22 protein-coding genes are annotated in these 25,693 nt (G+C 40.0%); 4 read left to right on the top strand and 18 right to left on the bottom strand.

Annotation, left to right across the window (positions count from 1 at the left end; all coding sequences use genetic code 11):
- Window positions 1-11: 11 nt before the first annotated feature.
- The gene (gene fsa / locus KSK37_RS04875; RefSeq protein ID WP_217199766.1) at window positions 12-665 is read right to left on the bottom strand and encodes a fructose-6-phosphate aldolase; all 654 of its coding nucleotides are present in this window, start codon (window positions 663-665) and stop codon (window positions 12-14) included.
- 293 nt (window positions 666-958) lie between these two features.
- On the opposite strand from fsa, the gene KSK37_RS04870 reads away from it, so the two are divergent.
- Complete coding sequence (locus KSK37_RS04870) at window positions 959-2,212, top strand: YCF48-related protein (RefSeq protein WP_217199765.1); 1,254 nt, start codon at window positions 959-961, stop codon at window positions 2,210-2,212.
- A 70-nt stretch (window positions 2,213-2,282) separates the two neighbouring features.
- On the opposite strand, the gene KSK37_RS04865 is transcribed toward KSK37_RS04870, so the two are convergent.
- The 17 genes from KSK37_RS04865 to KSK37_RS04785 form a co-directional block, all read right to left on the bottom strand.
- Window positions 2,283-2,723, bottom strand: a complete 441-nt coding sequence (locus KSK37_RS04865) for a hypothetical protein (protein WP_088360024.1) — start codon at window positions 2,721-2,723, stop codon at window positions 2,283-2,285.
- 319 nt (window positions 2,724-3,042) lie between these two features.
- Window positions 3,043-3,297: an acyl carrier protein gene (locus tag KSK37_RS04860; protein WP_088360023.1), complete on the bottom strand. Its 255-nt coding sequence runs from the start codon at window positions 3,295-3,297 to the stop codon at window positions 3,043-3,045.
- 14 nt (window positions 3,298-3,311) lie between these two features.
- Entirely contained in the window at window positions 3,312-4,586 is a 1,275-nt protein-coding gene (locus KSK37_RS04855; RefSeq protein ID WP_217199764.1) for a beta-ketoacyl-[acyl-carrier-protein] synthase family protein, read from the bottom strand.
- Window positions 4,587-4,593: 7 nt separating this feature from the next.
- Entirely contained in the window at window positions 4,594-5,022 is a 429-nt protein-coding gene (locus KSK37_RS04850) for a 3-hydroxyacyl-ACP dehydratase FabZ family protein (RefSeq protein ID WP_217199763.1), read from the bottom strand.
- A complete protein-coding gene (locus KSK37_RS04845) occupies window positions 5,022-5,819 on the bottom strand; it encodes an SDR family oxidoreductase (RefSeq protein ID WP_217199762.1) in 798 nt (265 codons plus the stop codon). Before KSK37_RS04845 ends, KSK37_RS04850 begins: the two co-directional genes overlap by 1 nt.
- Window positions 5,813-6,865, bottom strand: a complete 1,053-nt coding sequence (locus KSK37_RS04840) for a type III polyketide synthase (protein WP_217199761.1) — start codon at window positions 6,863-6,865, stop codon at window positions 5,813-5,815. Before KSK37_RS04840 ends, KSK37_RS04845 begins: the two co-directional genes overlap by 7 nt.
- 43 nt (window positions 6,866-6,908) lie before the next feature.
- Entirely contained in the window at window positions 6,909-7,619 is a 711-nt protein-coding gene (locus KSK37_RS04835) for a methyltransferase domain-containing protein (protein WP_217199760.1), read from the bottom strand.
- Between the two features lie 2 nt (window positions 7,620-7,621).
- Complete coding sequence (locus tag KSK37_RS04830) at window positions 7,622-8,758, bottom strand: NAD(P)/FAD-dependent oxidoreductase (RefSeq protein WP_088360017.1); 1,137 nt, start codon at window positions 8,756-8,758, stop codon at window positions 7,622-7,624.
- Window positions 8,759-8,891: 133 nt separating this feature from the next.
- Complete coding sequence (gene acs, locus KSK37_RS04825) at window positions 8,892-10,823, bottom strand: acetate--CoA ligase (protein WP_343216977.1); 1,932 nt, start codon at window positions 10,821-10,823, stop codon at window positions 8,892-8,894.
- A gap of 173 nt (window positions 10,824-10,996) precedes the next feature.
- Complete coding sequence (locus tag KSK37_RS04820; protein ID WP_088360016.1) at window positions 10,997-12,898, bottom strand: AMP-binding protein; 1,902 nt, start codon at window positions 12,896-12,898, stop codon at window positions 10,997-10,999.
- Between the two features lie 46 nt (window positions 12,899-12,944).
- Window positions 12,945-13,307: a response regulator transcription factor gene (locus KSK37_RS04815; protein ID WP_088360015.1), complete on the bottom strand. Its 363-nt coding sequence runs from the start codon at window positions 13,305-13,307 to the stop codon at window positions 12,945-12,947.
- Complete coding sequence (locus KSK37_RS04810) at window positions 13,304-15,958, bottom strand: ATP-binding protein (protein WP_217199759.1); 2,655 nt, start codon at window positions 15,956-15,958, stop codon at window positions 13,304-13,306. Before KSK37_RS04810 ends, KSK37_RS04815 begins: the two co-directional genes overlap by 4 nt.
- A complete protein-coding gene (locus tag KSK37_RS04805; protein WP_088360013.1) occupies window positions 15,951-16,145 on the bottom strand; it encodes a hypothetical protein in 195 nt (64 codons plus the stop codon). Before KSK37_RS04805 ends, KSK37_RS04810 begins: the two co-directional genes overlap by 8 nt.
- An 80-nt stretch (window positions 16,146-16,225) precedes the next feature.
- Window positions 16,226-16,453 (bottom strand): DUF6814 family protein, encoded by a 228-nt coding sequence (locus KSK37_RS04800; RefSeq protein ID WP_088360012.1) that lies wholly within the window; start codon window positions 16,451-16,453, stop codon window positions 16,226-16,228.
- Window positions 16,454-16,538: 85 nt separating this feature from the next.
- A complete protein-coding gene (locus KSK37_RS04795) occupies window positions 16,539-18,134 on the bottom strand; it encodes an MFS transporter (RefSeq protein ID WP_246566236.1) in 1,596 nt (531 codons plus the stop codon).
- Window positions 18,135-18,188: 54 nt separating this feature from the next.
- On the bottom strand, window positions 18,189-19,508 hold the full coding sequence (locus tag KSK37_RS04790) for a hypothetical protein (protein WP_217199758.1): 1,320 nt from the start codon (window positions 19,506-19,508) through the stop codon (window positions 18,189-18,191).
- Window positions 19,509-19,667: 159 nt separating this feature from the next.
- On the bottom strand, window positions 19,668-20,084 hold the full coding sequence (locus KSK37_RS04785) for an IS1/IS1595 family N-terminal zinc-binding domain-containing protein (protein WP_217199756.1): 417 nt from the start codon (window positions 20,082-20,084) through the stop codon (window positions 19,668-19,670).
- Between the two features lie 371 nt (window positions 20,085-20,455).
- On the opposite strand from KSK37_RS04785, the gene KSK37_RS04780 reads away from it, so the two are divergent.
- The 3 genes from KSK37_RS04780 to carB are packed head-to-tail and all read left to right on the top strand — an operon-like array spanning window position 20,456 to window position 25,671.
- Window positions 20,456-21,346 (top strand): aspartate carbamoyltransferase catalytic subunit, encoded by an 891-nt coding sequence (locus tag KSK37_RS04780; protein ID WP_217199754.1) that lies wholly within the window; start codon window positions 20,456-20,458, stop codon window positions 21,344-21,346.
- Window positions 21,347-21,394: 48 nt separating this feature from the next.
- Window positions 21,395-22,471, top strand: coding sequence for a glutamine-hydrolyzing carbamoyl-phosphate synthase small subunit (gene carA, locus KSK37_RS04775; protein ID WP_217199752.1), 1,077 nt, complete (start codon window positions 21,395-21,397; stop codon window positions 22,469-22,471).
- Window positions 22,472-22,488: 17 nt separating this feature from the next.
- Window positions 22,489-25,671: a carbamoyl-phosphate synthase large subunit gene (carB, locus tag KSK37_RS04770; RefSeq protein ID WP_217199750.1), complete on the top strand. Its 3,183-nt coding sequence runs from the start codon at window positions 22,489-22,491 to the stop codon at window positions 25,669-25,671.
- Window positions 25,672-25,693: the final 22 nt, after the last annotated feature.

The following is a 25,693-nucleotide window of genomic DNA, read 5'->3' as shown; positions in this document are numbered from 1 at the left end:
AGATTAAAAAATTAATCCATTTTCTTTGCATCTGCAACAAATTGGGCCAAACCGCTGTCTGTAAGCGGGTGTTTCAATAAATTAAGGATGGATGCCAAAGGTGAAGTCACTACGTCAGCGCCGATTTTAGCACAGTTGATAATATGCATAGGCGAACGGATTGATGCTGCAAGAATCTCAGTATCAAATATATAATTGTCAAAAATAATTCTGATTTCTTCAATTAAATTCATTCCGTCTACAGAAATGTCATCTAATCTTCCAAGGAACGGAGAAACATAGTTTGCACCTGCTTTTGCAGCAAGTAACGCCTGTCCTGCAGAGAAAATCAAAGTACAGTTGGTTTTGATACCTTTGTTGGAGAAATATTTTAAAGCTTTTACGCCGTCTTTAATCATCGGGATTTTCACCACGATGTTGGGGTGAATCGCTGCAAGTTCTTCACCTTCCTTAATCATTTCTTCATAAGTGGTGCTTAAAACTTCAGCGGAAATATCGCCGTCAGCAATTTCACAGATGGTTTTGTAATGGTTCAGGATCGCTTCTTTCCCGCTGATTCCTTCTTTTGCCATCAGTGATGGATTGGTGGTAACACCGTCTAAAATTCCAAGGTCCTGTGCTTCTTTAATCTGCTCAAGATTGGCTGTGTCGATAAAAAATTTCATGTGTATATTTTATATTTTATTTACTGTCAGAAGGAAATTTTACTGGTTTGCGGTTTATTTTAAGCACGTAAGTTTCCTGCATTTCTTTATTTCACAAAGATAATATTTTAAGAATCAATTGGAAAATGATTCATGTATTATTAAAATAAGGTTGATTTTTCTCATGAATTGCTGCGGCGGTTTTCGTTTATTGTAAATAAAAAACAGCACTTCATTCAGAAATGTGCTGAATATGATAAAATACCTGTCAGGATAATCAAAAAAAGTAGCATATTTGCTTCAAATTCAAAAATATGCATAAAGTTTTATCAGCTTTTCTTTTCCTCAGTACTTTGGTCTTTTCTCAGCAGCATAGCTGGAGCACTTATTCCTATCCGCCATCAACTGTCGGTAGATATGATGATGTTTTTTTTCTGAATGAAAATTTGGGCTGGGCTGCCAGAGGCGGAACCGGAGCGGTTTTTAAAACGGTAAACGGCGGAACATCCTGGGCGCAGATGCCGTTGCCAAATCCTAATAATGAGTATTACCGGAATATTGAATTTTTGAATGAAAATGTCGGATTTTTAGGAACACTGAATAACAGTTTCTACAAAACGGTTGACGGTGGAAACTCCTGGCAGAGGGTACAGAATATTTCTCCCTATCCGCAGGCTATCTGTGGTTTGGACACGGTAGGAACATCGACCGTTTATGGCTGCGGTGCGTGGTTTCATCCCGCGTATATCATTAAATCTACCGATTCCGGCAATACATGGCAATACATCAACATGTCTGCTTATGCAACAGCATTGGTTGAAATTTTATTTGTAGACGAAAATGTGGGATTTGTTTCCGGAACCGATTCTCAGGGAGCGGTAATTTTAAAAACTTTAAACGGCGGAATTTCCTGGACAAAAATTTATGGCGGAAATATACCCGATGAATATGTATGGAAAATGCAGATTCTTGATAATATGATGTTCTGTTCCATCGAATCTGTTGCACCGAATACCGGCAAATTACTGAAGAGTGCGGACGGCGGTGTAACCTGGGAGACCAAAAATTTCCCTGATGTGGATGTGCAGGCGGTTGGTTTTGTTTCGCAGACAAAAGGCTGGATGGGAGGTCATCATACCGGCTTTTATGAAACCAATGATGGCGGTAATACCTGGACGGAACTTGGAATCGGTGGTTCGCTGAACAGAATATTTTTTCTGAGTAAAACACTTGCTTATGCTTCAGGAAACAATATTTATAAAATGACAACCACAGGCCTGTCAACGGTGGAAAGTAACGACAGGTCGGTTAAAGAGCTGAAAGTAGAAGTCGTACCAAATCCTGTAAACGATTTTCTAAAACTCAAAATATATTTCGAACATTCCGACCATGTTTTAGTCGGATTATATGATGCTTCAGGAAAGTTTTTAGAGTATATCCTGAAAGATGATATTGCAGACAAAGGCATCAAAAACTACACGTTGCCTTTTAAATATCCTGCAGGAGCTTATTTCCTGAATGTCCATTCCAATCTCGGAAGGCAGAGTATCAAAATCATTAGGAAATAAAGTTTCAGCAAAAAAATACTTTACAGAAAACTGTAAAGTATTTTTTTTAACTGTTATAAAGATTGAATTTTTAAGTCATCATTGACATACCTTCGTGATAAATATGATGTTTTATTGAAGGTGTTTGCTGAATTTCAGATTTTGCACGAAGTCCTATCATTTTCATGATGAAAGCTTTTGATTTTGATTCTGCTTTGGACATATTTTCAAATGAAAATACATGTATCGCGCCGGAATCATTTAAGATACGTTTTGCATTTTCTAATTTTTCAACATTTTTTGAGAAAATTCCTGCAACTAAATTTTCGGAGCTGTCGTCAGTTGGCTGTTCTGTTTTTAAACCAAATGAAGTACTGAATGAACCGAAAAACTCCTCAAATAGGCTTTTTCTTTTGGCGGACAAATCTTTACAGGCAAGTTTTAAAATTTTATAACCTTCGTTTTTTAAATTTTTTGCTGCTTTGATCGCCTCCTCACAACTTGAGAATAAACCTACAACTGTTGTTTTCATTGTAAACTGATTTATTATTAGCGGCTTTTGCCTACACAAATGTATGCATAACATAATTACTTAAAAACAGTTTTATCACCCATTTTTATTGGCAAATGAAGAGGTAATCAGTGCAAGTTTTACTGCGGTTTTTTTTAATAAAAAATGAAACTTCAGTAAGGCTTTATTAAATTTTAACTGATTCTTAATGCTCATAATCTGAAATTCTGATAAAATATTGATTGTGAGTGAAAATAGAAACTCAGATTTATTTTTACGTGGTCAAATTAAAGAGACCAATGGGAGGTTTTCCAGTGAAAATAATCTACACAGATCAAAATTAATTTTCAGCAAGTTTCCCTTCAATTACCGCTAAAGCAGATTTTACGTCGCGCATTTTTTCCATGGATTCGTTGTCGATTTCGATGTCAAAAACTTCTTCTACATCCAGAATCACGTCCACAAGATTTGCAGAATTGATATTCAAATCGTTAATAAAATCGGTGTCTTCCGTAAGATTTTCAAGTGCCGGTGCATCCTTTACATAGGGTTTTACAATCTCTTTGAGTTTGGCAATGTTTTCTTCTCTGCTCATGGGTTTAATAAAATTTATTGAGAATATTTTTTAAAGATAATACATCCGTTCACGTCGCCAAAACCAAAACTTACTTTTGCGGCAATATTGATTTCCTTTGTAATCAACTGCTGCGGAATACATTCAGGATCGATCACCGCCGTGATTTCAGGATTCAGATCTTCACAATTGATGTTGGGAGCCACAAAATTTTCAGCCAGCTGCAAAACGGCAGCCACAGCTTCGATACTTCCTGATGCTGACAGACAGTGTCCGGTTAATGCTTTTAATGAATTGATGTAGGGGAAATCTTTTCCATACCGGTTTAATGCCTCCGCGAGATTTTGAATTTCAGTGCTGTCTTTGGAAGTCGCGGTGAGATGCCCGCTGATATAGTCGATATCTTCTGCACGAATTCCGGCATCTGAAAGGGCATCTTTAACGCATTTCTGAACTGCCCCAGAATTGGGTGCGGTCATGCTTCCGCCGCCGCGCTGTCCGCCGCTGTTCAGATTTCCTCCCAATATTTCGCAGTAGATTTTTGCTTTCCGCGCCAACGCAGATTCCAAATCTTCGACCACGAATGCACCGGCACCGCTTCCGGGAACAAAACCTGCAGCGGAAGCGCTCATTGGTCGCGATGCTTTTTCAGGTTCTTCATTCGATTTAAAATTGCATACTTTAATCGCATCAAAACCCGCCCAGATATAAGGTCCGGAATCGCTCGTACTTCCCGCAAGCATGCGTTTTGCTTTACCTGATTTAATTCTTTCAAATGCCATCAGCAGGCTTTCTGTGCCCGTTGTACATGCAGAAGAATTGGTCGTAACCTGATTTCCCAATCCTAATTTTCCGCCCAGATAAGCACTGATTCCGCTGTTCATCGTCTGTGAAACGGCAGTGCTTCCCAATTTTCGGGTCTGTAAAGCATCAATTTTATAAATACTTTCCCTGAATTTTTCAATTCCCGAGGTTCCGGTTCCAAAAACGGTTCCGCTTTCCCAATCAGGATTTTCATCCTGAGAAGGTGATAACCCCGCGTCTTTCCAGGCATCCAAACCTGCGATAACGCCATACATTATTCCGGTGGAACTGAAATTCCGCAATTCTAAATCTGTGAAATACTGAGTTAATTTTTCCGGAACAATGGGCGGTGTTCCTGAGACCTGACAGGAAAACTGCAGATCAGCTAAGTTTTGATCAAAACGGATCCCGGAGCGGCCTTCTTTTAAAGCCGTTCTGAAATCTTCCAGACCGATTCCGATGGGAGATGCAACGCCTAATCCGGTGATAACGACTCTTCTTTCCATTTTTAATCTATTTAATAATGCCCGCAATCGTACCTTCACAAACCGTTTCTTTCCTTTCATTCAGCATCTTCACTTTGCATTTCAGTTTATTGAAGCGGAAGTAGATTTTTTCAGAAATCACGGTGACTTTTTCATTGGGAAAAACAGGTTTTAAGAATTCAATTTCGGTGGATGTTAACCCGATTTGAGTTTCAGGATTTACCTTATTTCCGCACAAAAAAATACCTAAGCAGACCACGCCGATCTGGGCCATAGTTTCGGTTAAAATAACGCCCGGTGTGACTGGATGATTTTTAAAATGACCTTTATAAAAGTCTGAATTTTCATCAAACCGGAACGTTCCCGTTACGCCGTTTTCGTCAACGCTGAGCAATTCATCCACAAATAAAAATGGAGTGCTGTAGGGGAGTTTATAAAAAATTTCTGCGGTATTCATCAGTTTAAATGTTCGCCGCCATCCACAGGAATGACACAGCCGTTAATCCACGAAGCTTCGTCCTGACATAATAAACTTACAACGTTCGCAACGTCTTCCGCTTGGGTTAATCTTTTGAACGGATTTCTTTTTAAGGTAAATTCTTTAATTTTTTCACTTCCGGGAATCATCTGTAAAGATCGTGTATCAGTAACGCCAGCCTGAATACAGTTCGACCGTATTCCGAACTGCGCGAATTCCAGAGCAATATTTCTCGAGATAGCTTCCAAAGCAGTTTTCGCAGCAGAAACGGCAGCGTAATGAGTCATGGGTTTGGTGCTTCCTTCGCTGGTAAAAGCAAGAATCCGGGCATCTTCAGCAAAAAACTTTGCGTTAAAAATAAGTTTCGTCCATTCGTACAGACTGGTAGCCATGGCGTGGAGTGTTATACTGAAATCATCGGCTGAAAGACTTTCGGTTTCAGATCCGGTCATCGGTTTTAAATTTCCTTTGGCAATGCTGTGCAAAAGACAGCGAATTTTTCCGTCAGATCCTAAAGCAGTTTTCAGTGCTGTGATAATTTCCTGCTGATGATTGGGATTTAAAATATCTTTATTCAGACTTAAAAATTGAATGCCTTCATTTTTAATTAAAGAAAATTCATTATTAATTAATTCCATTTCTGCACGGGAATTTCTGTGAATAATACAGATATTCATGCCTTCGGAAGCCAATTTTTTTGCAGACGCCAAGCCAAGTCCGGAACTTCCGCCCAGAATCAGCGTCCAGTAGTTTTTATTTTCAAATCTTCTCACCATTGCAGTAAAACTCTTTGTGCAGAAAATCCGGGACCGAAACTCAACATTAAACCTTTCTCGCCTTTCTGCGGTTTTTGATTCATTATTTCTTCCAGAACATAAAGCACCGTTGCACTCGACATGTTGCCGTAAAGGCGCAAAATCTCTTTGGTAGCATCAATGTTTTTATCCAAATCCGCAAAAAGGGATTCTACCATCTGCACAATTTTTTTTCCGCCTGGGTGAAAAATAAGGTGATTGATATCTTTAATTTCTAAATTTTGTTTGGCTAAAAAAGGATGAACAATATTAGGGAAATGTTCAGCGATGGTATCCGGAACTTCGATATCCAGAATCATCTGCAGTCCGGAATTGGTGAGTTTAAAACCCATCATGTGTTCGTTATGATAGAAATGATACATTTCTTCGGCTAGAATTTCCGGACCTTCAGCGTTTTCATCAGAAGAAAGAAGCACACATGCAGCACCATCACCGAAAATAGCGGCACTTACTACATTCGCCATCGAAAAATCATCCAGTTGAAAAGTAGCGGTCGGGCTTTCCACGGCGACAACTGCAGCGCGCTTCCCTGGATTGGCCTGAAGGAAATTTTTCGCATAAATAATTCCCGAAACTCCTGCAGCACAGCCCATTTCTGTTACAGGCAAACGGACAATATCCTGGCGCAAATTCAATTTGTTAATCAGATAGGCATCGAGGGAAGGAATCATAATGCCGGTGCAGCTTACGGTGATAATATAATCTAAAGTCTTGGGATCCCAGTTTGCTTTTTCCAGGGATTTCTGTAGAACCTGTTCGCCAAGAATGACGACTTCGCGGACATAAATTTCATTTTTATCTTCGAAAGAAGTGGCAGTGAAAACTTCAGCCGGATCCATAATGGAGTATCTTTCGTCCACCATCGCGCCTTCAAATATTTTTTTCACTTTCCTGACAAACCGGCTTTCCTGCCCATCAAGCCACAGATCTAAAAACGGTAAGATTTCTGCCGTTTTACGCGAATATTTTGGAAGTTGCTTAGCAACCGAAATTATTTTTACACTCATAGATCATTGCGAGGTAGGAAGCTTTTCCTCTCATTTTTTGATTTTATTTTTCGATAATCCACTGGTAGCGGAATGCCCATTTCCAGGCAATCCGGTACTTTTTTAAATTTAATGCTGAAGCATATTTTTCGAGATCCGCTTTTTTGAAACCTCTTAAAATAGATATTAAACCGTCATCAGCTGTCATTTTGTCAAGCCTGAAGATAAAGATAATCAGCTGAAAAAGCCGGTACGCAACTTTGCTTCTCTGTAAATCATTCACGACGGTGCCTTTTGTTACCAGATTATTGACCGTTCCAAGGATTTTTAAAATATCCTCGTCTTTAAAATGATGTAACGTAAGCGTCATCACCGCAATATCGATTTTGTACTGGGAGAAATCATATTTAAATATATCTTCCGCCAGATAGATGATGTCGTTATAATCTGCCGAACAGTTTTCTGCATGCCGAATAGTTGCTTCATTGGCATCAATACCAATTAAATTAAATTTCAAATTGTTTGCAGCACCATATTTTGAAAGCATTCTCAACATGTCACCGCTTCCGCAGCCAAAATCCATAATGGTTATTTCGGAACTTTCAGGAAGTTCTTTCAAAAGATATTTTACTCCATTTAAAGTTACAGCATTCCCACCCAGAAACCGGTTGATTTTTGCAATATCATCCAGAGCGGTTGTTAAGTCGTCGTTATCCAACGAAAAATCATCCATGGATTCCTCCAGATCTGTTCTGTAAGTAGTGTCTAATGCCATCGTTATTTCATCACAATTTCATTCCCATGCGTTTTTCTGATAATTAAAGGTAACATAAAAGGAATAAAAGTAATCATTTTGGTTAAAATTTCCGATAAAACGGAATGCTCCAAAATTTTGCCCAAAAACCTGCCGTAGACCAATCTTTTTTTAAAATTTGCATTCCAGAAGGTTTGATATTGTTTTTCCATTTCTTCTCTGGAAATTTTTTGATTCAGAAAATCCGAAACACATTCGGAAGCCAGTTTTGCACTGTGGATCGCCATTGCCATCCCGTTTCCGCAAAGCGGATGAATTAATCCGGCCGTATCGCCAGTCATCAGAATATGGTTTTCAACATTGTTTTTCTTTTCAAAAGAAATTTGGCTGATGGTTAAAGGTTTTTCAAAAATGGAATCTGAATTTTTTAAAATATTTTTCAGATGAGGATTTCTTTCCAGTATTTTTCTCTGAAAATCTTCAATGTTTTTGAATTTTTTAAACGATTCAAAACTGGTGAGATAACAAATGTTGAGGACGTTGTTTTCCACTTTGGAAACGCCGCAGTAACCGCCTTTAAAATTATGTAAGCCAACAGCATCATCCGGAAAATCACCTTTATAATGGGATTTCACCGCTAACCATGGTGATTTTTGATGGAAAAAATCTCTATTCATTTTTTGATCTAAGTTGGATCTTTTTCCAAATGCACCCAAAACCGTCGGTGAAGTAAGTATTTTGCCTGATGAAAGATGAACAGTAAAAAAATCATGATTAAAATCGACCTCATTCACCTGATCTTCCAGGACGATACAATCTTGTGAAACAGCTTTTAAATACAGCGCATGATCCAAAGTAAAACGGCTCACTCCGAAACCGCCAAGCGGCAGTTTTGTTTTCAGAGATTTCCCTGACTGAGAAGAGAAATGCAGGAAATTGATGTGTGTGGGATTTAAACTTTCAATATGAAGTTCCAGCCATTTGAAATAGGGCAGTACTTCATTGGAGATATATTCGCCGCAGACTTTATGTTTCGGGTAGGAGTTTTTTTCAATAACAATGACGCGAAACCCTGTTTTGGAAAGGTGAATCGCTGCTGTTAAACCTGCCAAACCTCCACCAATAATGATGACGTCCGCATTAAAATCTGGATTTTTCAATGAAATAAATGTAGTGAATTACTGTAAATCAGCAATATAAAATAGTTAAAAATGTAATTCACCTTTTGCCATTTCAAAAGAAAAACCTCACGTTTCCGTAAGGTTTTAGTTATTGATGAAATCTTTTGGATGATTAAATTTTCTCGTTCTTAATTTCCTCCACAATTTCAGGATTCAAAAGGGTAGAAGTATCACCGAAATTCGCGAAATCTCCCTCCGCAATCTTCCTCAAAATCCTTCTCATGATTTTACCTGAGCGGGTTTTCGGAAGTGCAGACACAAACTGAATTTTATCGAGTTTGGCGATAGGTCCCACTGTATCGCTGATCACCTGATTGATTTCTTTTCTTAAATTTTCGCGGTCGCGGCTTTCACCGGTGTCTTTCAGAATGACGTACCCGTAAAGCGCACTTCCTTTGATGTCATGCGGATAACCAACGATCGCAGATTCTGCAACGGCAGGATGCTGGTTGATGCTGTCTTCAATCGGAGCTGTTCCTAAATTATGACCGGAAACAATAATAACGTCGTCTACACGGCCGGTAATTCTGTAATAGCCCACTTCATCACGCAACGCACCGTCGCCTGTAAAATATTTTCCGGGGAACGCCGTAAAATAGGTTTCTTTATACCGCTGATGATCTCCCCAAATTGTTCTGGCAATTCCCGGCCACGGAAAACGGATACATAAATTTCCGTCCACCTGATTTCCGGTAATTTCATTACGTTTGTCATCCATCAAAACGGGTTGAATTCCCGGAAGCGGAAGTGTTGCATAGGTCGGTTTTGTCGGCGTTACAAAAGGAATTGGGGAAATCATAATTCCACCGGTTTCGGTTTGCCACCAGGTATCAACAATCGGGCATTTTTTCTTCCCGACATGGTCGTTGTACCAGTGCCAGGCTTCGTCATTAATTGGTTCACCAACAGAACCAATGACTCTCAAACTCGATAAATCGTGCTTTTCAACCCATTCATAAGATTCTTTCGCTAAAGAGCGGATCGCTGTTGGAGCTGTATAAAACTGGGTTACTTTATGTTTTTCAATCACTTCCCAGAAACGGTCGGGTTCAGGATAAGTAGGTACACCTTCAAAAATAACCGTCGTTGCACCGTTTGCCAGCGGACCGTACAGAATATAGGAATGTCCTGTGATCCAGCCAATATCTGCGGTACACCAGTAAATATCGTTTTCTCTGTAATTAAATACATTTTTAAAAGTGTAGGCCGTGTAAACCATATAACCTGCTGTTGTATGCAGCATACCTTTAGGTTTTCCGGTGGAGCCTGAAGTGTAAAGGATAAAGAGCGGATCCTCAGCATCCATAATGACCGAAATAAAATCTGCCGGTGCCTTTTCATACAGCGGTTCCAGCCAGAAATCGCGGCCTTCCTTCATTTTCACTTCGCCGCCGGTTCTTTTTACCACCAAAACTTTTTCAACTGTTGGGCATTTTTCTACCGCTTCATCAATGATTCCTTTTAAATCAATCGCTTTGTTACCGCGGTAACTTCCATCGGAACAGATAATCAGTTTTGCCTCACAGTCGTTAACCCGCGAACTGACCGCAGAAGCCGAAAAACCTGCAAAAATGACGGAATGCACCGCTCCAAGTCTTGCACACGCCAACATCGTTACCGCGAGTTCAGGAATCATCGGTAAATAAATACAGACACGATCGCCTTTTTCAATACCCAAATCACGGAGTACATTGGCCATTTTACAGACCCTGTCGCGCAGTTCGGAATAGGAGATGTGTTGCGCCTCTTCTTTAGGATCGTTGGGTTCCCAGATAATTGCGGTTTTGTCGCCGCGGGTATTCAGATGCCGGTCAATACAGTTTTTGGTGATGTTGAGTTTGGCATTTTTAAACCATTTGATTTTGGCTTCCTGCATGTCATAATCCACCACTTTGCTCCATCTCTGGTACCAGACAAAATTTTCGTCCGCAATTTTATCCCAGAATTTTTTCGGGTTTTTAATGGATTTTTTATACTGTTTGAAATAATCTGGAAGATCATCAATGAAATAATTCTTCATAATATTTTTAGTTTTATTATTAATTTTTTTTTGGAGCTTAATCCTGCTTTTCGTTGCAATTCCTCGCTCCCGGGCTTTTGCCAGCGCTTGCTGTGGGATTTCCACTTCAATCAGGGCTAGTTACGTTTCGGGCTTCCGTTGAAAATTGGTGGTTTAAATTTAAAATAAAATTACCCTGTTTAAAAATTTTACAGTTATTAAATTTTCTCTTTTTTATACACATCCATCATCAGCTGCAGTTCTTCTACAATACTTTCGTCATCAATGGTAGAAGGCATCTGATATTCCTTTCCGTCTAGCATTGTTCTGATGAGTTTTCTTAAGATCTTACCTGAACGTGTTTTGGGAAGACGGTTCACTACCATCGCGTTTTTCAGACAGGCGACGGCTCCGATTTTTTCTCTTACCAACGCAACTATATCTTTTTCCAGCTGTTCCTGATCCGCTTTGGATCCGGATTTCAGCACCGCGATTGCAAAAGGAACCTGACCTTTCAGTTCATCATCAATTCCGACGACGCAGCATTCGGCAACGTCTTTATGTGCAGCTACGACTTCTTCCATTTCTGCAGTGGATAGCCGGTGCCCTGCAACATTGATCACATCATCCACGCGTCCGGTGACAAAAACATAACCGTCCTCATCTTTAATGGCCCCGTCTCCGGAGAAATAGTAACCTGGAAACCTTGAAAGATAACCAAACTTGAAACGTTCAGGATCGCCCCAAATGCCGGTCATCGCTCCCGGCGCAAGCGGAAGTTTAATCACAAGGTAGCCTTCATGGTGCGCTTCAAGTTCGTAGCCTTCTTCACTGAAAATTTTAATATCATATCCCGGAATGGGTTTTCCCGCAGATGCTCTCTTAATTTTTACGTCTTCTACACCAGGCATCAAACCGAGCATTGGCCAGCCTGATTCGGTTTGCCACCAGTGATCAATCGCCGGCACTCCAACAAATTCCTCATACCAGTCCAGTGTTGCCACATCGCATCTTTCTCCGGCAAGAAACTGAGTCCTTAAGGATGACAAATCATATTTCTTGACGAATTCGCCATTGGGATCTTCTTTCTTTATCGCCCTGATTGCTGTAGGAGCCGTAAACATGACCGAAACCTTATGATCCTGAATAACCCGCCAGAAAGTTCCTGCATCAGGCGTTCCGATGGGTTTTCCTTCGAAGATGACGGTGGTGTTTCTGTTGATCAAAGGTCCGTAAACCGTAAAGCTGTGTCCTACTGCCCAGCCGATATCGGAAGCTGCCCAGAATGTTTCACCTTCCTGTGCACCGTAAATGTTTTTAATGGCAAACTTCATTGCTACCGCGTGACCGCCGTTGTCGCGCACCACGCCTTTAGGTTTTCCCGTAGTTCCGGAAGTGTAAAGGATGTACAGCGGATGCGTGGATTCTACGGGAACACAGTCAGCCGGCTCCGATTCTGTGATCAGTTTTTCGAAATCGGTTAAATCTTTTTCGTTTTCAAAATCTATTTTATTTCCCAAAAGCTTTCTGTCATAGGCCACGATATGTTCGGGTTTATGTTCTGCAATCGCGATGGCTTCTCTTACAAACGGCAGGTAAGGAATTCTGCGTGAAACTTCCATCCCTGAACTGGCGGTGATAATGGCTTTCGGACTGCAGTCATCAATTCTTATCGCGAGTTCCGTTGGCGCAAAACCTCCAAAAACTACAGAATGGGTAATTCCTAACCTTGCACATGCGAGCATCGCAAACACAGACTGTGGAATCATCGGCATATATATGATCGCTGTATCGCCTTTCTGCAGGCCTAATTTCTTTAAGCCTCCTGCCAGTTTTGCAGCCTGGTCTCTCACTTCATTATAAGTGAATTTCAAAATTCTGTCGGTTACCGGTGAATCATAAATAATAGCAACCTGATCGCCAAACCCGTCTTTGATATGTTTGTCCAGTGCTAGATAACAGGTATTGAGTTCGCCGTCAGCAAACCAGGTAGGGTAATTTTCTCCGTCGTCGGAAAGAATTTTTGTGGGTTTTTTTAACCATTCTATATTTTCGGCTTGGTTTGCCCAAAACTGTTCTTTGTTTTCCACACTTTCGCGGAACATTTCTTGCGCTTTCATTGTTGTTATTGATTTATTTGTTTTTTTGGATGAGCTTCTGGTAATGTTACTGTAGCAGTTCTTCTACTTTTTCCGTCAGCTTTTTAATGGAATACGGTTTCGTTACATAAGCATCAGCTCCGGCATCCATTCCTTTTTTTATGTCGTTTTCACCGGTTTTTGCCGATAGAAAAATAACTTTCACATTCTCTAAACTTTTGTTTTTTCTGATTTCAGAAAGGGTAGTGTAGCCGTCCACATTGGGCATCATAATGTCGAGCAGGATAATGTCCGGAGTTTGAGTTTTTAAAATCTCAAGAACTTCAGAACCGTCTCTGGCAATGAAAATTTCGTAGCCTGCTTTTCGGAATGCATATTCCAGAGTCATTACAATTTTGTGCTCGTCATCAGCAATTAATATTTTTTTCATTTTTCTAAATTTGTGTGAGGTAAAGAAATCTCAAATGTTACCCCGATTTCCTTGTTTTTTACAGTGATGTTTCCGCCATGGGCATTGATTATTTTTTTACAGATGGCCAATCCCAGACCACTTCCGAGCGGTTTTCGGATATTCTGGTTTTTACTCTGATAGAATTTTTCAAAAACATACGCCAGGTCTTCCTCAGGTATCGTTTTTCCGGTATTGAACACCGATATTTTCAGTCCGCCGTCTTTGTCCTGAAATTTAGTCTGAACCATTCCCTGATCGTTGGCGAATTTGAGGGCGTTTCCAAGAATATTCTGAAAAACCTGTATCATTTTCATCTCATCGAATTCAAAAATTTCGGTCTGGAGCAAATTCACTTCAGAATGATGAAGGTGTTTTTGGCCGAAAAGCTGGAGCAAAGGTTTCAAAGCCTTGTGATAGGTCTCGAGAATGTTTTTCTTCTCCATATTTAAAAGCGTTGTCCCGGCTTCCAGTTTGTCGAGGTAAAGAATGTCGTTGATGATCTCCGCCAGCCTGTCGCTTTCGGAAATAATGTTTCCAAGAAAATCTTTTTTAATTTCAAGCGGCATTTCTTCGTCATCCAATAGCAGTTCACTGGTTGCACGGATCGCAGTAATCGGTGTCCGCAGTTCGTGCGCGACCGAATCGAGGAAGTCGTCTTTCTGTCTGTCTTTAATAATGAGTGTTTCGTTGGCATTCTGAAGCTCCTCCGAAAGTTTCCTCAGCTGTTGCGAATGTTCCGTAAGCTGTTTGTTCATCGAAATATTTTCCTTGGATTCCTCAAGGATTTTCAGTACTTCGGGAAGGGTAATTTTATCTTCTTTGGTAACGCCTTCGATTAAGATTTTTGCTGAAGCCGTTCCTATTCGTCCGCTCAGCAGGTTTTCGGAAAATTTAATAAAACGGGAATCTGCGGAATTATTTTCATCCGTAATATTGTATTTAAGATTGAAAATTTTCAGCGCCTGTTTTGTTTTCTTTTCTCCTAAAAATCTGGTTAAAATTTTCTGGATATCAGAAATATTGGCCGTTCCTTTCCAGATATAAGCGTTTTCATGATTTTGGATATAATCATCGATATCTACATATATTTCGGCAAAATTTCTTTCCCGGTAATGTCCGGCAGAGAAGGAAGAGACAATAAGGAAAAGTACTGTGTTGACAAGCAGACTCCAAAAGAAAACGTTGGCAACCGGGGACAGATAAGTGAGTTTGAAGAAATTAAAAATCTCTGAGTTTTGATAAGTGGTTTCAAAATAATTAGGAATAATTAAATTGATATAACAGATGAAAGTACCGACGATAATCCCAGTGACTGAACCTGTAAAACTTCCGCGTCGCCAGAAAACTGCCCCGAAAAATGACGGCGCCAGCTGCGCAATCAGGACAAAAGAAATAAGTCCCACAGAAAATAATGTAGATCCCGTGATTAAATATTTATAGAAAACAAAGCCAAGAATAATGAGGGAGAAAATACTGAGTTTTCTGATGTTTACAATGGTTTTACTGTTGGAGTTTTCGGTTTCTGTTTTGAAATTATTCAGCCAGCCGTAAGGAATAATAATGTTATTGGAAAGCATTACGGACAGGGAAATACTTGAGATGATCATCATCGAAATACAGGCGCTCAGTCCGCCGAAAAATACCATCGCTGATATAAAAATATTGCCAAATTTCTGAGGAATAAGGATGGAAAAAAACTCCGGATCGACGTTCTGGCCGGCAAAAAGAATCTTCCCGCCCCAGGCGATGGGAAAAACGAAGAAATTGATGAGTAAAAGATACAGCGGAAATACCCAGATCGCGGTTTTCAGATGTTTTTCGGTGCGGTTTTCAATAATAGTCGTGTGAAACTGTCTTGGCAAAAGAAATATTGCGCTCATGGAAAGCATACACATCAAAAACCAGTTGAAACCTCCTTCCAACCCATTAAATGTATTTTTTTGAGCGAAATCCGGGAGTTTTGAAGCCTGTTCATAAATATCATCAAAACCGTTGAAAACGCCGTAAACAACGAAAAGTCCAAGAATCACGAAAAAGATAAGTTTGAGAAAACTTTCGAAAGCTACTGCAGAAATAATCCCGAGTCTTTTTTCTGAAGCGTCCACGTATTTTGTTCCATAATAGGCCGAAAACAGTGCTATAATCAATACCACATAAGTAGCGGTATCCAGAAAAATATTATTTGAATTCTCCGTGGAAGTAAGGAGGTGAAAAGTTTCGGAAATAGCTTTAATCTGTAAACCGATGTAAGGAATCACGGCCAGCATGCAAATAATTGCCACCAACGCACCTAAAAACCTGCTGTTTCCGTATCTAAGCGAAATGAAATCTGCAATGCTGCTTATTTTATTGACGCGGGAAATCCTCACAATTTTAGAATTGATATAAATCCACGCCGGAATGATGATTACCGGACCGATGTACACCGCGAGATACTCCAAGCCCTGATTGGATGCAACGCCGATACTGCCGTAATAGGTCCATGCTGAGCAGTACACCGCCAATGAAAGAGAGTAGATGTACGGATTGTTCACCCAGAAACTGCTCTTCTTTTTTTCTGCCCGAAAAGCAATAAAGAACAGCAATCCCAGATAAAGAATTACCAGTAAAAATAAAAGCGGACTACTCATCGAATTTTTTAAAAATTAAAAAGGAAGCAATACCCGAAGCAAACCAAACCAGAAATATATAAGTATAAATCACCGGTAAGCCCCATAATTTCTCTGAACCGTTAAACAGAAACAAAACCGGCACATTAAACATCATCAATAAGATAATGCTTAAAATAACCAGTTTTTGTTTGTGCCGTTTTTTCATTTTTATTAAATATTTTTGGAAAGAAGGTGACTGAAATAAATTGAAAATCTCTCGCTCTCAGCCACCCTTATCAATTGATCTTAAAGTTTTTCGTCAGAATATTCACCGGTCAGCGAATACCATCCGAACATGCCCAATCCGCCAACAATAATCGGCATGAGGATAGTAAGGATAATCCATCCGAAGACATTGTCTTCCTGCTTGTCTGATATAATTTTGGGAATCCCGAAGACGGTAAGTCCCAGATAGGCTACAACGACTGCCAAAATCAGCCAGACCACCCCTAATATTTTTTTAATTGAATTCATTTTTTTGTTTTTTAAAGTTAGTAAAATTTGATAGAGAAGAACTTACAGAGTTTAAAGCGGTAAATCATATTTCTATTTATTTGCTTTATTCATCTTCTGCAAGACTTTTGTTTTTTGTTTTCAGATATATAGTCCCGATGACCACACAAACACCGGCAACCACGATGGGGTACCAAAGTCCCTGAAGAAACCACTCTGCATGACCTGCTTCTTTTCCTGAAGTTACCATATACGTCGCCACCGCCGGAAGCAATCCTCCGAAAATACCGTTTCCGATATGATAGGGCAGAGACATCGAAGTATAACGGATCCGGATGGGGAACATTTCCACTAAAAATGCGGCAATAGGTCCGTAAACCATCGTTACAAAAACGACCTGTATAAACACCATTAATACCAATAACCATCGGGTATCCGGATTTACTGTGATGCTCTCTTTGATGAGCGGAGCTTCTGTTTTTCCGTTCTGCATTACAGGTCCTGCGGCCGCCCAGTGTACGGTACTGTCCTTTTTCAGCAATGTTCCGTCGGTAAATACTTTTTCTGTATGGAAAGTGACAAGGCTGTCCGTAGCGATTTTTCCGTGTACTTTTGCGGTTCTTTTTTCTGTAAGACCTTTGTCTGCCAATGTTTTACTTTCAATATTGACGGAAGTGTACATGGTTTTGTAGATCGGCCGGTACGCAATAATGGCGAGCAGCATCCCGATCATCATAATTGGTTTTCTTCCTACTTTATCAGAAAGCCAACCGAAAAGGATGAAAAGCGGCGTTCCCAAGAATAATGCAAGTGCCATCATGGAATCTACCTGCGCAGAATCGATATTCATTACTTTCTGCATGAAACTCATTGCGTAAAACTGTCCTGTGTACCATATAACTCCCTGTCCCATAACAGCGCCGAAAAGTGCGAGCAAAACGAATTTGAAGTTGAATTTGTTCCCGAAACTTTCTTTAAGCGGATTCGTTGATGTTTTCCCTTCTTTTTTTGCTTTTGCAAATAGGGGTGATTCCTTCATATTTCTGCGGATCACGTACGAAACCCCAACCATTAAGATCGAAATCCAGAAAGGAATTCTCCATCCCCAGCTGTCAAATTCTTCGGAGGAAAGTGATGTTTTGGTTACAAGAATTACAATTAGAGAAATGAAAAGACCTGAGGTTGCGGTTGTTTGAATCCAGGAAGTCCAGTAACCGCGGCGGTGGGGCTGTGAATATTCTGCTACATAAGTTGCAGCGCCGCCATATTCTCCTCCAAGGGCAAGTCCCTGTAATAGTCTTAAAATTAATACCAAAACCGGCGCAAAATATCCAATGGTTTCAAAACTCGGTACACAGCCAATCAGGAAAGTGGAAAAACCCATGATCAGCAGCGTCACTAAAAAGGTATATTTTCTCCCGATAATATCACCAAGTCTCCCGAAGAATAATGCTCCGAAAGGTCTTACCACAAAGCCTGCGGCAAAAGTGGCTAAGGTTGAAAGAAATGCTGCAGTGGGATTATCTGCCGGAAAAAATTTGGTGGCAAGTACGACAGCTAAACTTCCGAAGATGTAGAAATCGTACCATTCAATCAGGGTTCCCAAAGATGAAGCCATGATAACGCCCCAAATAGTTTTGTTTTTTTTCTTTTCTTCAACATAAGCGTCATGCTCCTGCTGAGTTTTAAATTTTCTACTCATATTAGTATTTGTTTTGTGGTTTAAAATGTAAAATATCGCTTTGACAGAATGAAATTAGAAAGAATACATTACCCTAACCATTCCGCGGAAATTGCCAACATCCTTAATATTAGGTCCTGCAGTGGCTTCCGGAGTTAAATCTCCCCATTTTGCTGCAGTGTATTCTATTTCAGGAGAAATACTGAATTTATTCTGTTTGAAATCTACTCTTGCAGAAGCACGCCACACATCATCCAGAATTCTCGTTCCCGAAACTCCTCTGGCATAAAGATTTTTAAAACCTGCATCCGTTCCTGAATTTTTAGTGTATCCGAAGAAAGCGCCCGGCGCAATTTTAGGATTTGCACTGGCAATATCTACCCAAAAAGCAGAGGTTTTGGTGGGTTTGTAAGATTCCGGTCCGTTAGGATTTTCATATCCAGCAAAACCGCCAATCATTACCAGGTGATGCAGATTTCCGCCGGTGATTCCGTATAGTTTTGCAATAATTTTTTCGTTGGAATATTTAAAATATCCAAAAAACATTTCCGAATTTACTTTTTCGTCGGAAGATAAACCTCCGGATTCGATAACAGGTTTCAGCGACTGGTATTCTGCACCTGCACCGGCAGTTATAAATTTGTTTCTGTACTGAAGTTGACCATGAAATGTGGGCAGATAAGAATTGAATGTGGCTGAATTGGGAGAAGCGCCGGTTGCATTGGCAGTTTGAAATTCACGGTCTTTGTAAGCAACCGCGCTGAAAGATAATTCGGGAGTGATTTTTTGAGTCACTTTAATCTGACCGGCCCATCCAAAAGGATTAAAGAGAATTCCCGTGTTGAAATTGGCTACCCCGGGAAAAACGTCAGGAATAAAAGATGGGTACCACGTTTGCCCAAAAGTGACCGCGGTCTTTGGCCAGGTGAGCGTTGCCGTTGCGTGGCGGAGTCGTAAAAGGCCTGTACTGCCGCTACCTGCTGAGGTTTTGTTGACTTCTGTATTTCCGAAAAAATCGGCTTCGATATTACCGCTGGCTTTTGCACCCCAAACGTCCGGCCCTTTAAATTTAATTCCAACTCGCGATGTGATCGCTAAAAAATTACTTGCCCCGGCATCATTAATGTCTTTTCCCGCAGCATCAAGTTTTTTATCGAGAGGATAAAGATTCAGCTGGTATTCTCTTGAGTAAGCTGACTGCCGGCTGTCAAAGTTATATTCTGCTCTTACCCAGCCATAAAGGGAAGCGTCCCATTCTTTTGGTTTGTTCTTCTCGGCTTCCAGAGCTTCAATTCTCTTTAAAAGGTCTGCATTAGATGGCGTTTCCTGTGCCGTGATATAAATATTAAAGAATAGGGAAGAGAGTATTCCTAATGAAAATGATAATTTCTTCATGGTTTGATAATTTTTAGCAGTTTTTTTTATCGGAACGAAAATGAAACTAAAAATTTATCTGAAGAAATTTAATATATATTTATGCTAAGAGTATAGTCTTGTAATTATAAAAGTAAAATTAAAGGATTTTTAAATCAGTGAATCTGGTGTTTTATCCATTTACTTCTTGAATCTTTCCCATTTGATCATCATGTATTTATCGCCGAATTCTGTAATGATAAGTCCGGAACCTTTGATGTTTTCTTCACTTTGCATGAACGTAATCAGTTCGCTTTGTTTGAAAACTTTATAGGTCGTATGAAATTCTGCATGGGGAGGTCTTTTGATGTTGTATTTTTTGATCCAGGAACTTACCGTAACATGAGAAACACCGATAATTCTTTCTATCTCCCGAAATGAAAGACCTTCAAGATATAATTGGAGTGCTTTGGTGACGTAGTAGTCATCAATCTGTTTGCCGAGTTTTTTTACGGTAAAATAGTAGTTGCATTCGCGGCAGAGAAACCGCTGGCGTTCCTTCACAATTCCACTTTTCACCACATTCTTTTGCTGGCATTTCGGACATGAATTAGGCATAACTATACTTTTTTAGCAAATATATATTAATTTAGCACATGTACAATATGTAGAATGAGTAAGATTTGATTTGGATGTCTTTCGTGAAAAAACTAATTCTTTTATCAGAATATTTTTCAACTCTTTTTTTGGAAGATGCTCTCTATTTATATTGGACTGTTCTGTATTTTAACTGAATATAAGATTCCTAATGTTCACATTTTTAAAAATTGATTTTTCATGTTCAAAATAAATTTCTATCTTTGCACCTAATGAAAGGAACATTCCCATTAGACGATTTACAGGTAGGTAGCGATGCCGACATCAACAATATTTGTTTTATTTAACGAAGCCTTTTGGCTTCGTTTTTTTTTGATTTAAACTGAAAAACTATGTTAACAACCACAGATTTAACCGTAGAAAAAATTAATTCTTTATTGAAAGCTGCAGATGAATTTTCCAAAGGAAAAATTCTCAAAGCCAAAGAAGAGATTTATGTGTCCAACCTTTTTTTTGAAGACAGCACGCGAACCAAAACCAGTTTCCATATTGCTGAGCGTAAATTGGGATTAAATGTAATACCGTTTGATATCAGTGCAAGTTCTGTAAACAAAGGAGAATCCCTTTATGATACGGTGAAAACGCTTAAAAGTTTAGGCATGAATCTTTTAGTTATCCGTCATAAACAGGATAAATTTTATCAGGACCTGAAAAATATCGGTATCCCAATCATCAACGGAGGCGACGGAACAGGCAATCATCCTTCGCAGACCCTTTTGGATCTAATGACTATTCATCAGGAATTCGGGAAATTCAAAGGATTGAAAATCGGAATTGTAGGCGATGTAAAACACAGCAGAGTAGCAAATTCCAATGCTGAAGCTTTGCGAAAATTAGGAGCTAAAGTTTATTTTTCCGGTCCCGAAAAATGGTTTGATGAGGGAACAATTATCAATGGAACTTATCACTCTATCGACGAACTGGTAAGAGAAGTGGATGTTTTGATGCTGCTGAGAATTCAGCATGAAAGACATGATGAAAAAATGAATATTTCTCTGGACAGTTACCATAAAAAATTCGGTTTGACGCTGGAACGTGAAAAAATAATGCAGAAAGATGCCATCATCATGCATCCCGCGCCCATCAACAGAGGCGTAGAAATACACAATGATTTGGTAGAATGTTCACGGTCCCGGATTTTCAAACAGATGGAAAACGGCGTGTTCGCAAGAATGGCCATTTTAAAACACACCTTGGAAAAATCAGGATTTGAATTTAAATAAAATTGAAGGAATCTGCCTTTTGCGAATCTAAAAATGAGTGAAATAAAAATGAAAAAGAAACTAGTATTAGAATCTGGTGAAGTGTTCCACGGCGAAGGTTTCGGAGCCAATCTGGAAACCGACGGGGAAGTGGTCTTCAACACCGGAATGACAGGCTATCAGGAGCTTATTTCCGATCCGTCTTATTGTGGGCAGATTGTCTGTATGACCTATCCGCTCATCGGAAATTACGGCATTAACCGGGACGATTACGAAAGCCTCGAACCCGCGATTAAAGGTTTAATTGTAAAAGAACTTTGCGATTTTCCGTCGAATTTTCGGAATCAGCTTACGCTTGACGAATTTTTTCAGAAAAAGAAATTGTCCGGAATTTCCGGAATTGATACCAGAAGGCTGACCAGAGTTTTACGGAGCAAAGGCGTGGTAAAAGGTAAAATCGTCGATGAAAATGCTGACGAAAATTCAGTAATTGAAACGCTTAAATCAACCGATTTTCCTATCAATCAGGTGGAAATGGTTTCCACAAAAACCGCCTACGCAAATCCAGGACGGGGATTGAATGTGGTCTTGGTAGATTTCGGTTCGAAACTCGGTATTCTGCGCGAACTTGCGCAAAGAGACTGCGATGTAAAAGTTGTTTCCCAAAATGTTACTGCAGAAGAAATTTTACTCATGAATCCCGACGGAATCATGCTTTCCAACGGTCCCGGAGATCCGGAAGATGTGAAAGGAGCTTCTGAACTGATCAATGGTTTGCTCGGAAAAGTACCGATTTTTGGAATCTGTCTGGGTCATCAGCTGATTGGTTTGGCATGTGGCGCAAAAACATTTAAACTTAAATTTGGTCACCGTGGCGGAAACCATCCGGTTTTGGATTTAGAGAAAAACAAAGTCGCCATCACTTCCCAGAATCATGGTTACGCGGTAGATCAGGAGTCTCTGAAAAATACAGATCTGGAGGAAACGCATATCGCACTTAATGACAGAACCAATGAAGGTTTGAGACACAAAATTCATCCGTGTTTTTCCGTACAGTATCACCCGGAAGCAAGTCCAGGACCGGAAGATGCCAATTATCTTTTTGATGATTTTGTTGAGTTGATGCAGGAATTTAAAGCAAAATAAATCTTAGGAATTAAAAAATGAAAAGAAACGACATAAAAACAATCCTCGTTATCGGTTCCGGTCCCATTATTATCGGACAGGCAGCTGAATTCGATTATGCAGGAACACAGGCTTGTCTGGCGCTTAGAGAAGAAGGTTATAAAGTGATTCTGATTAATTCTAATCCTGCCACCATTATGACTGATGTCGAAATTGCCGACAAAGTTTATATTGAACCTATTTCACTTCAGTTCGTAAGTCATATCATCAGAAAGGAGCGTCCCGATGCGCTTTTGCCTACTTTAGGCGGACAGACCGGATTAAATATGGCAGTGGAACTTCAGAACTCCGGGATTTTGGAAGAATGTAAAGTGGAAGTTTTGGGTACAAAACTTTCTGCGATCAATCAGGCTGAAGACCGTGATTTGTTCCGTGAACTGATGAGGGAACTCAACGAACCTGTTCCGGATTCTGATATTGTAAATACCGTTCAGGGAGCTTTGGAATTTGCCCATAATATTGGTTACCCTATTATTGTGCGTCCAGCTTTTACAATGGGAGGAACCGGTGGCGGAATTGCAAACAACGACGATGAACTCAAAGAAATTGCAAGTTTCGGTCTGAAATATTCACCAGTTACTCAATGTCTGATCGAAAAATCAATCGCCGGTTTCAAAGAAATCGAGTACGAGGTAATGCGCGATAAAAACGACAACGCGATCGTCGTTTGTAATATGGAAAACATTGATGCGGTCGGAGTTCATACCGGAGATTCCATTGTGGTGGCGCCTTCGCAGACTTTATCAGACCGGGAATATCAGATGTTGCGAAATTCTTCTTTAAAAATTATCCGTGCATTAGGAATTGAAGGAGGCTGCAACGTACAGTTGGCTTTGGATCCGCATTCTTTTCAATATTATATCATTGAGGTTAATCCACGGGTTTCGCGTTCATCAGCTTTAGCGAGTAAGGCAACCGGATATCCGATTGCTAAAATTGCAGCTAAAATTGCAGTAGGTTTAACCCTGGATGAAATCATGAATCCGGTGACAGGTAAGACTTACGCTTGTTTCGAGCCGGCTCTGGATTATGTGGTAACGAAATTCCCGAGATTTCCGTTCGATAAATTTGAAACAGCAGACCGCCGACTTTCCACCCAAATGAAAGCGACCGGAGAAGTAATGGCTATCGGAAGAAATTTCGAAGAATCTTTACAGAAAGCCATCCGTTCTCTGGAAACAGGTTTAAGACATATCGGATTAAAAACCAAACAGGCAGAAGCGTTAACCGACGAAGAAATTGAAAGAAGAATCCGCGTTTGTGACGATGAGAGACTTTTCATTATTGGCGATGCGCTAAGAAGAGGTTACGATTGGGAAAAAATAGTGGAGTGGAGTAAGATCGACAAATTTTTCATCTGGAAAATCAAGAAACTCATTGATTTTGAAAACATAATTGCTGAGAATAAATTCGATAAAGAAATATTGTTGCAGGCCAAAAAACTTGGGTTTGCAGATCTGCATATCGCGCATCTTTGGGAATCAGATCAGAAGACCATCTTTGATTTCAGGAAAAATAATGCAGTAATGCCTGTTTACAAGATGGTTGATACCTGCGCTGCGGAGTTCGAAAGCGAAACACCCTATTTCTACGGAACTTACGAAGAAGAAAACGAAAGTATTCCATCTGACCGCGAAAAAATAATCGTTCTCGGTTCCGGCCCGATCAGAATTGGACAAGGAGTTGAATTTGATTATGCGACCGTTCACTCGGTTTGGGCGATTAAAGAGCTCGGCTACGAAGCCATTATCATTAATAATAATCCGGAAACGGTTTCCACCGATTTCTCGATTTCTGATAAACTTTATTTCGAACCTTTGACGGAAGAAGATGTAATGAACATCATCGAACTTGAAAAACCAAAAGGTGTTGTGGTGCAGTTTGGCGGACAGACAGCAATAAATTTAGCTGATAAATTAGCTGCACACGGTGTTCAGATTCTTGGAACTTCCCTGGAAGATTTAGACCGCGCTGAAAACCGGAATAAATTTGAAGCCGCGCTTCAGGAAATGGGAATTCCGCAACCTTTGGGAAAAACCTGCTTTACCAAAGAAGAAGCTTTGGTTATCGCGAACGAAATTGGGTTCCCGGTGTTGGTTCGTCCGAGTTATGTTTTGGGTGGAAGAGCCATGGAAATCGTTTACGACGAAAAAGATCTCAGCCATTATATGACGAATGCGGTGAAGGAAAGTTCGGAACATCCTATTTTGATTGACCGCTATTTAACCGGAAAAGAAGTGGAAGTTGATGCGATTTCTGATGGCGAAACAGTCGTAATTCCTGGAATTATGGAACATATTGAGAGAGCCGGCGTTCATTCGGGAGATTCAATCGCGGTTTATCCTCCTCAGAATATTTCAGAAGAACAGATTGCAACACTGGTTGATTACACCGAAAGACTCGCGAAAGGCTTGAATGTAATTGGTTTAATGAATATTCAATATGTCCTTTCTGAAGGAAATGTCTACGTAATTGAAGTAAATCCAAGATCGAGCAGAACCGTTCCTTTCCTTTCTAAAATTACCGAAATACCGATGGCAAATCTTGCAACAAAGGTAATTCTCGGAAAAAAATTAAAAGACTTAGGTTACAAAAACGGTTTGGCTCCGAATAAAGAAGGAATTTTCGTAAAAGTTCCGGTATTTTCCTTCTCAAAATTAGCCAAAGTAGATATTTCTCTCGGACCGGAAATGAAATCCACAGGAGAAGTGATGGGGAAAGACACCACTTTGGAAAAAGCCCTTTATAAAGGTTTAATTGGCTCAGGACGCAAAATGCCGCTCCACGGTGCGATACTTTTCACCGTTGCGGATAAACATAAAGAAGAAGCCTGTGAACTGGCAAGACGTTTTCAAGAAATTGGTTTTAAAATCTGGGCAACCGAGGGAACTGCAAAGTTCTTCGAAGAAAACGGAGTCCGAACAAAAATCGGTTACAAAATCGAAGAAAATCCTGAAATTAATCTGATCGATCTCATCCAAACCGGGAAAGTTCAGTACATTGTAAATACGATGACCAAAGGAAAACAGTCAGAAAGAGACGGTTTCCAGATCCGCAGAACTTCCGTAGAAAACGGGGTTCCTTGTCTGACTTCGATGGATACGGTGGAAGCAATTTTAAAAGTCATTGAAAGTATGAGTTTTAAGATGGAGAAGATGTAATTCTATAATTACATAATTTATA

Source organism: Kaistella soli (genome assembly GCF_019038595.1).
In the GTDB taxonomy this organism is placed as follows: domain Bacteria; phylum Bacteroidota; class Bacteroidia; order Flavobacteriales; family Weeksellaceae; genus Kaistella; species Kaistella soli.
The sequence above is the reverse complement of the archived record's forward strand: the minus strand, read 5'-3'. Positions and strand labels throughout refer to the sequence as shown.

What these genes read in the sequence shown, in the direction of transcription:
- KSK37_RS04860 (WP_088360023.1), bottom strand. Translation starts at nt 3,297, where the DNA reads ATGAGCAGAGAAGAAAACATTGCCAAACTCAAAGAGATTGTAAAACCC.
- KSK37_RS04805 (WP_088360013.1), bottom strand. Translation starts at nt 16,145, where the DNA reads ATGAAAAAACGGCACAAACAAAAACTGGTTATTTTAAGCATTATCTTA.
- KSK37_RS04835 (WP_217199760.1), bottom strand. Translation starts at nt 7,619, where the DNA reads ATGGCATTAGACACTACTTACAGAACAGATCTGGAGGAATCCATGGAT.
- KSK37_RS04785 (WP_217199756.1), bottom strand. Translation starts at nt 20,084, where the DNA reads ATGCCTAATTCATGTCCGAAATGCCAGCAAAAGAATGTGGTGAAAAGT.
- KSK37_RS04800 (WP_088360012.1), bottom strand. Translation starts at nt 16,453, where the DNA reads ATGAATTCAATTAAAAAAATATTAGGGGTGGTCTGGCTGATTTTGGCA.
- KSK37_RS04790 (WP_217199758.1), bottom strand. Translation starts at nt 19,508, where the DNA reads ATGAAGAAATTATCATTTTCATTAGGAATACTCTCTTCCCTATTCTTT.
- carA (WP_217199752.1), top strand. Translation starts at nt 21,395, where the DNA reads ATGAAAAAGAAACTAGTATTAGAATCTGGTGAAGTGTTCCACGGCGAA.
- KSK37_RS04845 (WP_217199762.1), bottom strand. Translation starts at nt 5,819, where the DNA reads ATGGTGAGAAGATTTGAAAATAAAAACTACTGGACGCTGATTCTGGGC.
- KSK37_RS04865 (WP_088360024.1), bottom strand. Translation starts at nt 2,723, where the DNA reads ATGAAAACAACAGTTGTAGGTTTATTCTCAAGTTGTGAGGAGGCGATC.
- fsa (WP_217199766.1), bottom strand. Translation starts at nt 665, where the DNA reads ATGAAATTTTTTATCGACACAGCCAATCTTGAGCAGATTAAAGAAGCA.
- KSK37_RS04815 (WP_088360015.1), bottom strand. Translation starts at nt 13,307, where the DNA reads ATGAAAAAAATATTAATTGCTGATGACGAGCACAAAATTGTAATGACT.
- KSK37_RS04850 (WP_217199763.1), bottom strand. Translation starts at nt 5,022, where the DNA reads ATGAATACCGCAGAAATTTTTTATAAACTCCCCTACAGCACTCCATTT.
- KSK37_RS04795 (WP_246566236.1), bottom strand. Translation starts at nt 18,134, where the DNA reads ATGAGTAGAAAATTTAAAACTCAGCAGGAGCATGACGCTTATGTTGAA.
- KSK37_RS04810 (WP_217199759.1), bottom strand. Translation starts at nt 15,958, where the DNA reads ATGAGTAGTCCGCTTTTATTTTTACTGGTAATTCTTTATCTGGGATTG.
- KSK37_RS04840 (WP_217199761.1), bottom strand. Translation starts at nt 6,865, where the DNA reads ATGAGTGTAAAAATAATTTCGGTTGCTAAGCAACTTCCAAAATATTCG.
- carB (WP_217199750.1), top strand. Translation starts at nt 22,489, where the DNA reads ATGAAAAGAAACGACATAAAAACAATCCTCGTTATCGGTTCCGGTCCC.
- KSK37_RS04870 (WP_217199765.1), top strand. Translation starts at nt 959, where the DNA reads ATGCATAAAGTTTTATCAGCTTTTCTTTTCCTCAGTACTTTGGTCTTT.
- KSK37_RS04855 (WP_217199764.1), bottom strand. Translation starts at nt 4,586, where the DNA reads ATGGAAAGAAGAGTCGTTATCACCGGATTAGGCGTTGCATCTCCCATC.
- KSK37_RS04780 (WP_217199754.1), top strand. Translation starts at nt 20,456, where the DNA reads ATGTTAACAACCACAGATTTAACCGTAGAAAAAATTAATTCTTTATTG.
- KSK37_RS04820 (WP_088360016.1), bottom strand. Translation starts at nt 12,898, where the DNA reads ATGAAAGCGCAAGAAATGTTCCGCGAAAGTGTGGAAAACAAAGAACAG.